Genomic DNA, 17,051 nt, shown 5'->3' on the forward strand with positions numbered 1-17,051 from the left:
TAAAGACATCTATGAAAATTAATTCATAGATGTCTTTTTACAGGATTTATTGTATAGATTTATGATTAAATATATTCACTACTATTTATTATCATATTTTACAATATTCTTCTTTCAATGCCCTTTGAGGATTAAAAACCACTTCTACCTGATGAACACCACTATTCATTAATGGTATTACACCATCTTCTAACATATTACCATCTAATTTTGTTTCTTCTTTATCACCTTTTGAAATTTTTATTATATATTTACACTCTTCCATATTATACTCAATTTCAAAATCTTTCCATTCTTCTGGCACAGCAGGTTCTATTGTAAATCCTTTTTTACCTTTAAATTTAAGTCCCAAAATCCCCTCAAGAGCTACTCTATACATCCATCCTGATGTTCCTGTATACCAGCTCCAGCCACCTCTTCCTATATGAGGTTCTCTTCCATATACATCAGCTGTCATTACATAAGGTTCTGCCTTATATCTTTCACATTCATAATAGGATTTAGTATGACTTATAGGATTAAGCATATTATATATATTCCAAGCTTTATTTCCATATCCTAATTTTGTCATAGCAAGAACAACCCATGTAGCTGCATGAGTATATTGACCTCCATTTTCACGTACTCCTGGAACATACCCTTTTATATAACCTGGTTTCTCTCTACCATTTTCAAAAGGTGGTGTAAGCAATAACACCATGCCCACATCTTCTTTTACAAGATATTTTTCTAAAGCACTCATTGCCTCTTTAACTCTCTCTTTATCTCCTGCATTTGAAATAACGGCCCAAGATTGAGATAACGAATCTATCTGACACTCGTCATTTTCTATTGAACCAAGTGGAGTTCCATCATCAAAATATGCTCTTCTGTACCAATTTCCATCCCAAGCATTTTTCTCTAGATTTTCTTTTATAAACTCTTTCATTTCAGCATATCTTTGGACTCTATATTCATCTCCTCTTGATTTACATATTTCATTAAAATTGTCTAATATGCTGTATAGGAACCATCCAAGCCACACACTTTCACCTTTCCCTTTATTACCAACTTCACTCATTCCGTCATTCCAATCTCCAGAACCCATAAGAGGTATATTGTGAGGCCCAAATTTCAATCCTCTTTCCATTGCTTTTATACAGTGTTCATAAATAGTACCTTTTTGTTCTGAACGTCTTGATATAGTATATCTTTCGTCTTCACCTTCTTCTAATGGTTTATCTTCCAGATAATATACTTCTTCATCTAGTATACTATAATCTCCAGTTCTATTTATATAATCAGCTGTTACATATGGAAGCCATAGTAAATCATCTGAAAATCTAGTTCTTATACCACTATCAACTCCTGGATGCCACCAATGTTGAACATCGCCTTCTAAAAATTGTCTTGATGCACTGTATATAATATGCTCTTTGGTCATCTTAGGATCAACATATGCTACCGCCATCATGTCTTGAAGCTGATCTCTAAATCCATAAGCTCCTCCAGATTGATAAAATGCACTTCTAGCCCAAATCCTACATACAATTGTTTGATATAACAACCATCCGTTTAACATTATATCCATAGCTTTATCAGGGGTTTTTACCTTTATCGTACCAAGTAGTTTTTTCCAATAGCTTTTAACATTCTCTAGTTCTTTTCTTGCATTTTTTATATTTTCATATTTCTTAATAATTCTTTCAATATTCTCTATACTTTCATCTTCACCAAACATAATTAATAAAGTTTTTTCTTTTCCTGCTTTAATATTAAATTTAACATTTTCACAAAGACAAGGATCATATCCACCACCTACTGAATTTGAAAGTCTAACCATTTTTAGGGCTTCTGGATTTTCTATACTTTTACCTCTTCCAATGAATTCTTTTCTATCTCCTGTAAAGCTTTCTTCTCTTCCACCAACAACTTTTAAATAAGCATGTAAATTTCCAAAATTTTCACTATACGGATTTTGTGCAGATATATATTTTTTTTCAGTATTCAAAGAACTTGCTATATGCATAGCCGTATGTTGTGGTACAACGCCTAAAACCATTTGTGCATAATAAGTTAACGATAATTTTCTATTTTCTTTGGAATCGTTCTTTAATGTAACCAAACACAATTTAACATTTTCTTCCTTAGGCACAAACATTGTCATTTCTCCAACTATTCCATAAACACCATGCTTAAAATTAGAGTATCCAAAGCCATGCTCTATAATATATTCCCCTTTATCCCTTATAGGTTTAGGCGTAATGCTCCATATATCTCCTGTTTCTTCATCTCTTAAATAGCCAACTTCTGATGGTGAATCAATTACCCAATCATTTGACCATCTTGTTATCTTATTCTCTCTACTGTTCTTATACCATGTATAAGCTGAACCAGCTTCAGAAACTAAAAAACCAAACTCTTTATTTGATATAACATTTATCCAAGGTGCTGGAGTATTTCTACCATCTTTCAATCTAATTACATATTTATCACCTTCTAAATCAAATCCTCCTATATCATTAAAGTATTTAAGTTTATTAACTTTAAATCTATGATGTCTAAATATACACTTTTTAGGTTTTGTAGAAAGAATTTCCATATCTTTTTTCTTGTTATTTTCCTTTTTAAATTGATTTACAACTAATCCATTTTCTCCTTCTATAACTATTCTTGAAATTGCTTTTAATAAATTTATATCTTCTTGTTCAATAGTAGCTTTACTATTTAAAAATATACCACCAGGTTTATTTTGTTTATCTCTTGCATGACTTGTAGCTATTAACTCTCTTATGCTCTCTTGAAGCGGCTGAGTATATGCTGTTTCTTGTAAATTTAAAATTACAAGATCAACTTTTAATCCTTTTATACTCCAATATTCATGAGCATTTAACATTTGTCTTACTATATCCTTATGTTTTTCTTTAGTCACAATAACTAATACAATAGGTAAATCTCCTGAAATCCCATATTTCCATAAAGAAGTTTGACCTCTTTTAATATTTTTAATATACTCTTCTCTCTCTTCATATAAATCACTTAAAAATAATATTTTAGATGCCATGGCTTGATATAAATTAGCTTGCGGATATTTTATTCCTAAGTATTTCATTTCAACTCCACTTTGTGTCCATGCAAGCTCAAATATTCTATTAACATTATTAATTTCCTTATATTTCCTAGCAAGTTCTAATGCATTTTCTCTAGAATCTGTGACTGCTGTAGTATACGCAATTTTACAACTTTCCCCTGGCTTTATTCTTATTCTTTTTCTCATACTAATTATAGGATCAAGCACTGCTCCTACAGTATTTTTTAACGGAGTATCTACTTCCATTGCATTAGGAGTAAATAATGTTTTACCTCTGCCTATAAAATTAACTCTACTTGTTTCATACTGAATATTACCTACTAGTTCTCCTTCTACTGCAATAGTTTGAATAATATAAGGTTTCTTTTGACCTTTTGATCGTGGTCTTCTGTTACCAATAATACATTCTGGATTTTGCAAAAATTCTGTTCTTATAAATAAATTACTAAAAGCAGGATGTACTATATCTGCATTTAAAGGAGCTAAAGTTACTTCACAATAACTAGTTATTTCGAGAGTTCTTTCTTCACTTCCGTGATTAGTTAGAGAAATTCGTCTTACTTCTGCATTATCTTCACTTGAAACTGTAATTTCCGTATGAGTTGAAATTTCCCCATCTTCACGCTTGAATTCAGCTTTATCTAATGAAAAAATGGTCTCATATTTATCTCCTTCATTCTTACATGGTTCATAAGTCGCACTCCAGTACTTGTTAGTTTTAACATCTTTTATATAGAAAAACATTCCACTACTATCTAGAGTTATATCTTCATTCCACCTATAAACAGTCATATCATCTTTTTTTCCATATCCACTTCCACTATTTGATATCATAAGAGAATATTTCCCATTAGATAGCAAATGTGTTTCCGGCATATCTGTACATGCTGTATTATATTTTCTAACTACTATATTTTGTCTTTCATTAGTAAAATCTACAGATTCAAATCTATATTCTCTTTCATAAACAATTCTATCTGGAACTTTTTCTTGAAGTAGTAATTGTGTTGCTTTCACCTTGGAAATATTGTGAAATCTGTTTTGAAGAATATTATTTTTTAAAACATTATCAAGTGCCATTAAACTCATACCTTGATGATGTACCATAAAGCATTTTATAATAGCTTTCTTTTTACTTTTAGACATTCTATTTTCAGTATAGTCAACAGCTTCATAAAAACCATATCTACCTTCTAACCCTTCATTTGTAAGTTTTTCTATATTTGCTACTGCATCTTGAGTGTCTACTTGAAGTGCCATAACTGTAGAATATGGAGAAATTACTAACTCATTGCTAAGTCCTCTTTTCAATCCTATTCCTGGAACGCCAAATGCTTTATATTGATAATTCAAACTTACATCAAAACTTTTAAAAGCTGACTCTGATATACCCCAAGGAACTTTTTTACTTCTGCAATATCTTTTTTGCCCCTCTATTACAGCTTTATAGGTTTCGTTTAATAATGTATCCGGATAAGATTTCATAATCAATAAAGGCATTAGATACTCAAACATGGTTCCGCTCCATGAAACTAATCCTTTACTTCTTCCCATTAAAGTCATAGCTCTTCCTAGATTAAACCAATGTTTTTGTTCAACATCTCCTTTAGCAATTGCAATAAAACTTGCTTGCCTTGCCTCAGAAGCTAATAAATCATAATAACTTTTGCCTAAACTATCTTTTTCAATATCGTATCCAATGGAAAACAATCCTCTTTTTACATCAAACAACATGGTAAAATCAGTTTCATCAGCAATTCTATCAACTTTTTCTTTTATATTTTTTATTTTTATAATAATCTTATCAATTTCATTTTTGCTATTTATTAGTAACTGTTTTAATTCACCATCAGACTTATTAACTTCTTTTATTAAACTTTCTTCTTCCTTTTTTAAATTTTTTAAAGAAGTATTGAAAACCAAATAGTTGAATTTTGAATATATATTATTTTTTTCATTAACATAATCTATCCATGGAAAAACTCTTTGAAGTTCTGCTAAAATTTTACCAGTACTATTTTTTAATTTACTATTCCAATATAGTTTCTCACTACTACTAGATTTTTCTATTTCATTAACTTTGCTCCATACATTATAAAACATGTTTTTCCAAATTATAATATCATCTACTTCATTTGCTTTTGTACTATTTATTATCTCATCATAAAAACCCTTGATTTGTAATTCTTTATATATTTCTTCATTAGCTAAAGAAAGCGTATCACAAATACCTTTTTTCATCTCTTTGTTAATCAATGGTTTATTATAATATTCATCTAATGTCTCCTTCAAAAGCCATAAGTATCCAACTAAATTCCCACTATCCACTGTAGAAATATATTTTGGATTAAGATATTGCTTAGTTTTAGTGTTATACCAATTATAAAAATGTCCCTTATATCTATCTAATCCTTCCATACTACTAGTGATTTTATCTAGCCTATTTAAATTTTCTTCAAGACCAATATAACCTAAATCATATGCAACTAGATTAGAAGTTAGTCCCATAGCTATGTTTGTAGGAGAAGTTCTATATGCAATTCCATTATGTGGATCCTCTTGGTAGTTATCTGGTGCTAACCAATTATTTTCTTCATTTACAAAATCCTCAAAATAAGCCCAAGTTTTTCTACTAATTCTTCTTAGCATATTAATATGCGATATATTTAAATTAAATTTTTTATACTTAGTTTCTTTGCTTATATAATAAGCAATAGCTGGACTAACAAACCATACTACACATGAAGGTATCATTAGTAGTCCTGAATTTGTAGATTTTAAAAATGCAAGACCTAATATAACTATTGAAGTCAAACTAGCAATCCACATTGAGAAAATATAATTCTTAAGTTTTTTTCCTGACTTTATTTCAGCGTCTGCTGCTGTCTGCCACTCTAATAAATTTTTCTTGCTAATAATAAGTCTATAAAGTGTTCTAACTATTGCATCAACCATAAGATAAGCTGAATATGGTAAAAAGCAAAATATTAGTACTACCTGTTGAACTACAGTTTTTCCATTATCTATTTTGCCCGATAAATTTATCCCTCTTATAGGTGCTGTAACAGTTTCACTTATATCAAAAAGTAATGGAGCTATTAAAGCAAGCACAGCTGCAACTATCCATTTATCAGTTCCATCTGGTAAAACCTTAAATGATAAAGCTACTAACAATATTATAGATGGTGTTAACAAACTTCTTCTTAAATTATCAATAATTTTCCATTTAGATAACATATTTATAGACTGTTTATTCTTTAACCAAGGTAACAGCTGCCAATCACCCCTGACCCATCTATGTAGCCTTTTCATACTAGCATTATAATAAGCAGGATATCCATCTATAAGCTCTATGTCTGTAACTAGTGCACATCTCGCATAAGCCCCTTCTAATAAATCATGACTTAGTACTGAATTTTCTGGTATCTCGTTTTTTAGCATATAATTAAAATTATCTACATTATATATACCTTTCCCTGTAAAAATTCCTTCTCCAAATAGATCTTGATAAACATCAGATACAGCAGTAGTATAAGTATCTATTCCTGTTTCACCAGAAAAAATTCTTGCAAATAAAGTTTTATTTGCACTTACAGTACTTATACTTACTCTCGGCTGCATTATTCCATATCCTCTAATAACTCTTTTCCTTGAAGTGTCAATATGTGGTATATTTAAAATATGTCCCATAGCTCCAATTAATTTTTTTGCAGTATCTCTTGGTAATTGTGTATCAGTATCTAATGTTATTACATATTTTGCTTTGCATAATTCACTTATATCTCCACTTATAACATCGTAACTTGTTTTTTTATTGCCTCTAATTAAAGTGTTAAATTCCATGAGCTTACCACGTTTTCTTTCCCATGCAATCCATTTTCCTTCTTTTTCATTATACTGACGGTATCTACTAAAAAAATAAAATGTATCTTCTTTGTTTTTACAATATTTTTCATTAAGAGATTTTACTTCCTTCAAAGCTTCTCTTATTATCTTTTGATCTTCTTTTTCTTCTTTTAGCGTACTATCCTTAAAATCTGCTAAAAGAGCAAAATATAAATTTCTATCACAATTAGCCAAATAATATATTTCCATATTATTAACAAGTTCATGAATTTTTTCTACATTATTTATAATAGTTGGTATAACTACTACTGCTCTATTTTCTTTTCCTATACCATTTTTCATCTCAAGTTTAGGTATAAATCTTGGAGTAGTTAAACGATTTATACTCCAATTAAAAATAGAATTAATTATTTCACTACATGGTACTAAAAGAACTAAAGCAGCTAATATATATCTCCAAAAAATTCTTTGAAAATCATTTATATAACTTAAAGTAATAAATATTGACATAGTAATTATTGTTCCAACAATTATTACACCAATATAATAACCTACACTATGTTCTTTAATATGATTTTTAATTTTTTCAATCCCTTTATCCTTAATATCTGCTTTTCTTTTTAACTTTTTTAATCCTTCGTCAATAATATAATATCCAACATGTTTTTCATATTCTCTTCCATCAACATCTTCAGCTTCTTGTGCACATTCTATTGCTTTTTTAGCAACAAAAGACTCTGGTTTATTTATAACTCTAGCTAATTCTTCTAACTTATGTCTATAATAATCTCTAGATTCAAAATCCATTTCTATATAAACATTTGAAGGATCTTTTCTTAAAATATTTTCAACAAAGCTTAATTTTTCAAAAACATCTCTCCAATTTAAAGCTTCAACTTCTCTTATTGAATTTATAGAATTTCCTATAGAAAACTGATAGTCAGCTTGTTTATGATGCTCTAAATTTATCATTTTTTCTGTATTTGTTTCTTGAAGCTCTAATTTCTCATCTATCCACTTATATACTTTTTTATTGTCAACCCCATTATCTCTTAATAACTTTAATAATCTTTCAGTAAAATGAGAGGTGAACTTAATATCTTCTAATACTATTTTTTCTAATTCTTCTTCTATTCTGCTATCTACTGAAGCATTTATTAATCTGTCTGCAATTATATCAGCTCTTCTTTTTTCTTGTTGAGCAAAAACTATATTTTCTGTAATTTTACTTATATTTTGGATTAATGCTATTCTTAGCATTATAGGTAGTGCCCAAAGTTCACCACTTGTAAGTATAATATTAGTTTGATAAGCTTTAATAAATTTTTCTATTGTATCCTCATCTATTCTTCCATCAGTATGTGAAACTAATTCCACAGCAATATGATAAATTCTAGGATATCCTTTCATAATTCCTTTATTAATAATAGGTAACTTTTTGTAATACGATTCAGGCATACTGTGTTTTATATGCTTATATTCTTTTTCAACTAAATATAAATTATCTAAAAGCCATTCAGCAGCGGGTACAACTTCTCTTTTATTCTTTACATCTCTGTCTATATACTCATACCCATTCAACATATTTTTATAGCTTTTATCCAAATTTTTTATAAGCTTTCGTCTAAAACTTATATTTTTAGTTTGAGAATAATGATTAGATATTTCTAGTGCATGTTTTTCTAAATCTTCCTTATTAACATCTATTACTGGCATATCCTCCAATATATTAACTTCATCGTTTTTAGATTTTAAAAAAATTATGTAGCTAGCTCCCATCAATACTATACCCACAAGTACAATAATATAAGCCATTTGAGTCACTCCTTTATTATACGTTCTTTACTGCTTTATTTAAAAATTCATGCTTAAGTATTTTTCCCTAAAATAACGAATATTAAACACAAAAAATAAATAAAGGATTTAAACTAAAAAATATTAGCTTAAACCCTTTATTTGTTTGAATATATATTTTAAAATTTGAATTGTATAACTAACTCTAAAGTTCTACCTCATTTATAAGCAAATCATCGTAAGATTGTCGTCTACAAATAACCTTTGCATTACCTTCTTTTACCAATACAACTGCTGCTCTTGGAATTTTATTGTAGTTACTAGACATTGAATATCCATATGCTCCAGTGGCTAAAACTGCTAAGACATCACCACTTCTTGCTTCACTAATTTCTACATTGTTAAGTAATATATCTCCTGATTCACAGCATTTACCTGATATAGTTACCTTTTCTTTAGAATGTGCATTAACTCTATTTGCTATAACACACTCATACTCTGCATTATATAAAGCAGGTCTTATATTATCTGTCATTCCACCATCTACAGCAACATATTTTCTTACATTTGGAATTTTCTTTATTGACCCTACAGTATACAAAGTAACTCCAGCATTTCCTACAATAGATCTTCCTGGTTCTATTGTAAGAATAGGTAAATTTATACTTAATTCTTTTGATTTCTTATCTGCTTGTTCTAATATTGTATTACAAAACTCTTCAATTTCTTTAGGTTTATCTTCTGCTGTATAGTAAATTCCAAAACCTCCACCTAAATCTAATTCATTTATTTCATATCCTAATTGTTCCTTTATATCTTTTATTAATCCCAACATTATATTTACTGTATCACGATATGGTTCAAGTTCAAATATTTGTGAACCTATATGACAGTGAAAACCCATAACTTGAATATTAGATAATGCATTAGCTTTTTGCACTGCTTTTATAGTCTCATTTTCAAGCATTGTAAAACCAAATTTTGAATCTATCTGACCAGTTTTTATATATTCATGTGTATGTGCTTCTATTCCTGGAGTTATTCTTAATAAAATTTTTTGAGTCTTATTATATTTTTTTGCTATCTTATTTATATTTTCAATTTCATAAAGATTATCAGCAACAAATCTTCCTACTCCAAATCTAATTCCCATTTCTATTTCTTCTGAAGTTTTATTATTTCCATGGAAATAAACCTTTTCCATAGGGAAGTTACTCTTATACGCTGTATACAATTCTCCACCTGAAACCACATCTAGGTATAAACCTTCTTCAGCTATAATTTGACACATAGCAATAGTTAAAAAAGCTTTTCCTGCATAAGCAACTCTATTAATTTCTTTGTTTGCTCTAAAACTATTATAATATCTTCTACAATTATCACGAATATTTTCTTCATCCATTACATACAAAGGCGTCCCAAATTCTTTAGTAAGTTCCATTGTACTAATATGACCTATATATAATTCATCATTTTTAATTTCCATAGTACCAAATAAATTCATAATGTTGTCCCCCTTTTTAGTTAAAGATAAAATTTTTCGGCTACAATTTGAATAGCTTTATTTTTATCTTTTTGACTTATCGTACATGTTATCCTTATTTCAGATGTTGTTATCATTTTTACATTTATATTATTATCACTAAATAGCTTAAACATTTTGGAAGCAACTCCAGAAGTGTTTTTCATTCCTATTCCTACTATTGAAAATTTAGTTATATCCTCATCTATTGATATATTACGCTCATTAGAAAAGTTTTTAATTATACTCATACATTCTTCTTGTTCATCTTTTGGAACAGTAAATGATACATTCACCTTTCCATTTATAGGTGATGTTTGACTTATCATATCTATATTAATTTTCCTACTTGCTATAGTTTCAAACAAATTTGAAAGAATATTTATATTTCCATCGATTTCTTTTAAATTTACTGCAATATCATCATCACTTGTTGCAAGTCCAGTTACAGGCTTACTCTCTAAATTCATTTTATTTACCCCCTTAATAATTGTACCCTTAATATTACTATTACTTAACCCAACGTATATAGGAATCTGATATTTTTGAGCAAGTTCAATAGATCTTGAATGCATTACCTGTGCCCCTAAACTTGATAGTTCAAGCATCTCCTCATAATCTATAGCATCTAATTTTTTAGCATATTTATATTTTCTTGGATCTACACTATATATTCCATCTACGTCTGTATAAATCTCACAAACTCCGTTAAGCTTTACTGCTAGAGCTACAGCAGAAGTGTCAGATCCACCTCTACCTAAAGTAGTTATATCTCCATTCTTATTAACACCTTGAAATCCTGCTGTTATTACAATTTTACCTTTTTTTAGGCTTTCCTTTATTTTTGTAACATCTATATCATCTATTAAACATTTTCCATACTGTCCACTTGTTCTTATATCTATTTGATATGCAGTATAACTTATAGAATCATAGCCTAATTCCCTAATAGCCATTGACAAAAGTGCACAAGACATCATTTCCCCTGTAGACATAAGAGCATCTAATTCTCTTTTATCTGGATTTTTTGAAATTCCTTTTGCAAGGCTAATTAAATCATCTGTAGTATCTCCCATAGCTGACACTACGACCACCAAATCATTTCCCTCTTCTTTTTTATTTATTAGTGTTTTAGCAATATTCTTAATTTTGTTTATTGTAGAAACTGAACTTCCCCCATATTTTTGTACTACTATCCCCATATCTAAGCCCCCCATTTTAAATTCCCTTTAATTTTTATAAAAAAAATAATTGCGACAAGGGACACCCTTGCCGCAATATAAATTCACAATTATGATTTAAAATATATTCCGAACTTAGTGCACCTTGTAGCTCTCCACATAAAATTCTACGTGACAGCCTTACATATGTTCTACGTAAGACCAGAAAATAAATTTGCCAATTTATTTTCTTCGGCCATAATTCCTTTCTTTACTCATCTTTGTCTACCGACTCCAAGTAAATACTATTAATTACAGCGCCTCTACTCTAGGCAACTATTTTTTATTCTCATATTAAATTGTACTTAGTTTAACATAAGTTTTTAATCAATGCAACATTTTATTAAAATAAATTTTTTATTCTGAAATTACAAAATCTAATATATTATATAAATAGAACTTACTTTTTCATTGTATAATAAAATTATTAAATTTTATTATACATAATTTAGGAGTGTTTAAATGAATAAAAAAGAAGAATTATTAGCTAATGCTAAAATTAGTAGTGTTCTTTTTAAATTAGCTTTACCTGCAACAATTGCAATGATTGTAAATGCCTTATATAACATAGTTGATACAATTTTTATTGGTAGAGGAATAGGAACCCTTGGTATTGCTGGAGTTGCTATTCAACTTCCAGTACAAATTATTATTCTGTCATGTGCTCTACTCATTGGAATTGGTTCAGGATCTATGATATCTAGAAATCTTGGAAAAAAAGATACGGAAAAAGTAAACTATATAGCTTGTAACTCCTTTTTATGTGTAGGATGTATGGGTATTATTTTTTCAATTTTGGGATATATGTTTGCCACTCCTATAGTAGATTTTTTTGGTGCTACTAAAAATATTTTACCTTATGCAAGAGATTATGTGAAAATTATGTTTATTGGCAGTCTTTACTTTCCATTCTGCGTTTCTACCAATAACTTAATAAGAGCTGAAGGAAATTCTAGAGATGCAATGATATCAATGATAATAGGATTTTTAACAAATATACTACTTGATTATATATTTATTTTTATACTAGATATGGGTATAAAAGGCGCTGCACTTGCAACTATATTATCAAAACTTGGATCTTTTATTTATATAATTATTTACCTAAACAGTAGTCGAACTTCCATACAAATAAAACTTAAATATTTTGTTCCACAAAAAAACATTATAAAAGAAATTATCTCTATAGGATTTTCCGGATTTGCTGTGCAAGTATCTAGTAGCATTGTAACCATTATATTAAACCATATTTTAGGTCATTTGGGTGGAGATCTCTCAATTGCTATTTATGGAATAATTTACAAAATAACTTTATTCTTATTTATGCCATTAAATGGTATGATTCAAGGAATGCAGCCTATTGTTGGTTATAATTACGGCTGCAATAATATATCTAGAATTAAAGAAACTATTAAGCTTACTATAATTTGTACAACTATAATTACTACTATAGGTGTACTTATAGGAGAATTATTTCCTTATCAGATTATAAGTCTATTTAACAAAGATGAAGTTCTCCTTTCGCATGGAGTATCCGCACTAAGAATAGTTATAATAATGACTCCATTTGTAGGAGTACAAATGACAGGATTAGGCATTTCTCAATCTTTAGGAAAATCTTTAACATCTTTTTTTCTTTCAATTTTAAGACAAGTATTATTGTTTATTCCTCTAATTTTACTTTTACCTAACATTTATAATTTAGGTATTTGGGGAATATGGATTGCTTTTCCAATAGCTGATTTACTTTCAATGATTATTACAATACTAATTTCAAAAAAACAATTTAAGAACTTTATTGTAGAAAATAATACTTATACAAAAATATGAGGCAAAATTTTTTAAAAATTCTTGCCTCATATTTTATATATATATTTATAAAAGTATTATTTTTCTGGCCAAATTTTGGCATTTGGGTCATCTAACCATTTATGTTCGTCTGTAAATATTGGTTTAATATATGGATTATTGTCTAAATGTCTTATAACCCATATATAATACATTGCATATCCAGGTGCTGCTACTTGAGGATGTACTAGATTAGGTTCTATCATAACAGTATCATCATGTCTAAGTAATACCCCTTCTTCCCCAAGTTTTAGCAATCCAAATCCATTTTGTGGTTTAAATTTATAATAATAAATTTCTGGTTGTGGATGGTAATGTGAAGGAAATCCTGACCACTTTCCTGGATAATGAACATCTTCTCCTAACATTAAATTAGCATCTGGAGATATAGACTTATCTAAAATAGTTCTTACTATTCTAGTACCTGCATCATTCATTGTTCCTTTTCCTCTAATTTCAATTCTGCAATCATTCTCTGTATATAGTTTTGATTGGAAAACAATATCATTTTTTGTTTTATGAACTGCTATTTCAGTATTTTCTGAAACTCCAGTTATTTTAACTTCTACATTTTTAGGAACATGTAGGCACCACGGATTATTATCAGTAAATGATTCTCTTTTAGCATTTACTTTATTACCTTGCCATTCAAAAGTAACTTCACCTTCAACTAACAAGAATGCTCTTTCTTTTTCTTCTTTATTTACTTCTTGCTGTCCTTTAGACATTCTTAATATTCCAAAATCCATTAAATATTTGTTGTATTCTCCATCAATGTCTACAACATTATTATAACCAAATTCAAATCCATTTTTATGTTGAAATTTTTTCATGAGCTGTAACATCTCCTGTTTTCATATTATAATCCATTTCTATATTACAATCTATTTCTATACTATAATCCTATTTTTGTATTATAGTCCAGTTTTTTCATTTATGAATGCTCTTGATTTTTGAGCATATTCTAATGGATCTGCAATTGCTGGATCTTGTTCAGCTTCTATAACTATCCATCCTTCATAATTGCTTTCATCTAATATCTTAAATACACCATCCCAATCAACCATATCTCCATCTCCTGGAACAGTAAATATACCAGCTTTAACAGCTTGTAAGAAGCTTAATTTTTCTTTTTTAACTTTTTCTAAAATATTACTTCTAACATCTTTAAAATGAACGTGTTTAACTCTATTAGCATATTTTCTTAAAACTTCAACTGCATTTTCTCCTGCAAATGTAGCATGCCCTGCGTCAAATACTATTCCTACTAATTCTGGATCAGTCATTTCCATAAGTTTATCAAGTTCTTTTAGTGATTGAACTCCTGTTCCCATATGATAGTGATAAGCTATCTTCATATCTTTTTCTTTAGCTAGTGCTCCTAATTTGTTTAATCCTTTAGCTAACGTTTCAAATTCTTCATCAGTTAATTTTGGAGCTTTTTCGAATATAGATAAACTTTCATTTCCATGAATAGTTCTTCCACATTCTGCAAGTCCTACTACTTTTGCTCCTAATTCATGAAGGAAATCTCTATGTTTTATAAACTCATCTATAGTTTCTTGTTCATCTTTAGTTGTAAAAAAGCAGCTAAACCAAGCATTACAGATACACATATTTCTTAAATCTAAAGCTTTCTTTAGTGTTTTTAAATCTTTAGGATATTTATTTCCTATTTCACTTCCAGTAAAACCTGCAAGAGCCATTTCACTTAAACATTGTTGATAAGTAAGTTCTCCTCCTAATTCTGGTAAATCATCATTTGTCCAGTTTATTGGTGCACATCCTAATTTTACTTTATCTTTGTTTAACATTTTTATATCCCCCTTATGTTTTATAATTTTATATAATATTATTTTTTATAATAATTCTCATTTACTAATATGGTCTACATTTTGAAACCATATCTTTCATTGTTTCATATGCTTCATTAACTTCTTTTTTATTAGAAACAGCTGGTGTTCCAACTCTCCAAAATGCCTCATATGCATCTGTCATTGTTCCTGGTTTTACCTTAATTTCTATTAATGTAGATACCTTATCTTTTTTAGATTGTTCAATAGCTTCTTTTAATTCTTCAAGATTTGTTACAGTATATCCTTTAGCTCCATAACTTCTAGCATTTGCTGCAAAATCTATTGGTGCATATTGACCTGTTAATTCATTAGTTCTATCTTCCCTATAACGGAATTCAGTTCCAAAACTTCCTATACCTTGATTTCTTTGAAGATTATGAATACATTGGTGTCCAGAATTATCAAATAAAAGAACATTTATTTTAATTCCTTCTTGAATACTTGTATAAAGTTCAGTATGAGCCATTAAGTATCCACCATCTCCAACAAAAGTATATACTTCTTTATCCATTTCTGCCATTTTAACCCCAAGTGTTGCTGGAACTTCATAACCCATACATGAAAATCCATATTCTAAGTGATAAGTATTGGTTTTTTCTGGATTCCATATTCTTTCTAAATCTGATGGCAAACTTCCAGATGCAGAAACAATTATATCATCATCACTTAATAACTTATTCAATTCTCTCAATACTCTTGTTTGAGATAATCCATCTTCAAGTTCTATTTTTTCCATTTCACTTAGAATTTCTTTCCACTCATTTTTTGCTCTTTGTATCTCATCTGTATAAGCTGACTTATAATTATTATCTTCAAGGTATTTTTCTAAGTTTTCTAAAGTATCTTTTGCATCAGCCACTACTGAAATGGAATTCATCTTAACTGAGTCAGTACCATTAATATTAACATTTACTATTTTTGCATTTGGATTTTGATATGCATATTTTGATGATGTAACAAAATCATTTAATCTTGTTCCAATAGCAAGTACTAAATCTGCATCTTTTGCAATTACATTAGATGCTTTTGTTCCACAAACCCCAGAACCACCTAAATTGAGAGGAAAACTCCAAGGAATAGTTCCTTTTCCAGCTTGAGTTTCCATAATAGGTATATTGAATTTAGTTGCAAAAGACTTAAGTGCTTCTCCTGCTTCTGAATACCTTACTCCACCACCACATATAACAACAGGTTTTTCACTAGCAAGTAAAGCCTGTCCTGCTATTTCTAAAGTTCTTTTGCTGATTGCACGTCTTTCTATTCTGTGAACTCTTTTTTCGAAAAACTTCACTGGGTAATCATATGCTTCTCCTTGAACATCTTGAGGTAATGCCAAAGTTACTGCACCAGTTTCAGCTGGATCTGTAAGAACTCTCATCGCATTAATTGCAGCTGTCATTAATTGTTCTGGTCTTACTATTCTATCCCAATATTTACTAACAGGTTTAAAAGCATCATTTCCAGTTATATTATAATTTGTACCATTTTCTACTTGTTGAAGTACAGGGTCTGGTTGTCTATTTGCATAAGCATCTCCTGGTAAAAATAAAGCTGGTATTCTATTAACTGTTGCAGTTCCTGCTGCTGTAACCATATTTAATGAACCTGGTCCAATAGATGCAGTACATGCGTATATTTGTCTTCTATTTTTTTGCTTTGCATATGCAATAGCAACATCTGATATACTTTGTTCATTTTTCCCTTGATAATATGGGAAATCACCTTCATATGTAGCTAATGCTTCACCAAGTCCTACTACATTACCATGACCAAAAATCCCCATTACACCTTTTACAAATTTTTCTTCTTTACCATCAAATTCTACATATTGATTATCTAAAAATTTAACAAGCGCCTGAGCTACTGTCATTCTTATTGTTTTCATTTTTATACCT

At 29.2% G+C, this 17,051-nt stretch carries 7 protein-coding genes and 1 riboswitch; of the genes, 1 reads left to right on the forward strand and 6 read right to left on the reverse strand.

Annotation, left to right across the window (positions count from 1 at the left end; all coding sequences use genetic code 11):
* Positions 1 to 91: 91 nt before the first annotated feature.
* From OW763_RS02495 to OW763_RS02505, 3 genes are all read right to left on the reverse strand, one after another.
* Entirely contained in the window at positions 92 to 8,731 is an 8,640-nt protein-coding gene (locus tag OW763_RS02495; RefSeq protein ID WP_268039481.1) for a GH36-type glycosyl hydrolase domain-containing protein, read from the reverse strand.
* A 184-nt stretch (positions 8,732 to 8,915) separates the two neighbouring features.
* Positions 8,916 to 10,214: a diaminopimelate decarboxylase gene (gene lysA, locus OW763_RS02500; RefSeq protein ID WP_268039482.1), complete on the reverse strand. Its 1,299-nt coding sequence runs from the start codon at positions 10,212 to 10,214 to the stop codon at positions 8,916 to 8,918.
* A 20-nt stretch (positions 10,215 to 10,234) separates the two neighbouring features.
* A complete protein-coding gene (locus tag OW763_RS02505) occupies positions 10,235 to 11,434 on the reverse strand; it encodes an aspartate kinase (RefSeq protein WP_268039483.1) in 1,200 nt (399 codons plus the stop codon).
* A gap of 119 nt (positions 11,435 to 11,553) precedes the next feature.
* Positions 11,554 to 11,726, reverse strand: a riboswitch (Lysine riboswitch).
* 188 nt (positions 11,727 to 11,914) lie between these two features.
* Between OW763_RS02505 and OW763_RS02510 the strand changes: the two genes are divergently transcribed.
* The gene (locus tag OW763_RS02510; RefSeq protein WP_268039484.1) at positions 11,915 to 13,282 is read left to right on the forward strand and encodes an MATE family efflux transporter; all 1,368 of its coding nucleotides are present in this window, start codon (positions 11,915 to 11,917) and stop codon (positions 13,280 to 13,282) included.
* A gap of 56 nt (positions 13,283 to 13,338) precedes the next feature.
* On the opposite strand, the gene OW763_RS02515 is transcribed toward OW763_RS02510, so the two are convergent.
* The 3 genes from OW763_RS02515 to iolD form a co-directional block, all read right to left on the reverse strand.
* Positions 13,339 to 14,133: a 5-deoxy-glucuronate isomerase gene (locus tag OW763_RS02515; RefSeq protein ID WP_268039485.1), complete on the reverse strand. Its 795-nt coding sequence runs from the start codon at positions 14,131 to 14,133 to the stop codon at positions 13,339 to 13,341.
* An 81-nt stretch (positions 14,134 to 14,214) separates the two neighbouring features.
* The gene (gene iolE / locus OW763_RS02520) at positions 14,215 to 15,114 is read right to left on the reverse strand and encodes a myo-inosose-2 dehydratase (protein ID WP_268039486.1); all 900 of its coding nucleotides are present in this window, start codon (positions 15,112 to 15,114) and stop codon (positions 14,215 to 14,217) included.
* A gap of 64 nt (positions 15,115 to 15,178) precedes the next feature.
* Positions 15,179 to 17,041 (reverse strand): 3D-(3,5/4)-trihydroxycyclohexane-1,2-dione acylhydrolase (decyclizing), encoded by a 1,863-nt coding sequence (gene iolD / locus OW763_RS02525; RefSeq protein ID WP_268039487.1) that lies wholly within the window; start codon positions 17,039 to 17,041, stop codon positions 15,179 to 15,181.
* Positions 17,042 to 17,051: the final 10 nt, after the last annotated feature.

The sequence above is a fragment of the Clostridium aestuarii genome, assembly GCF_026735135.1.
GTDB classification, from domain to species: Bacteria; Bacillota; Clostridia; order Clostridiales; family Clostridiaceae; genus Clostridium_H; species Clostridium_H aestuarii.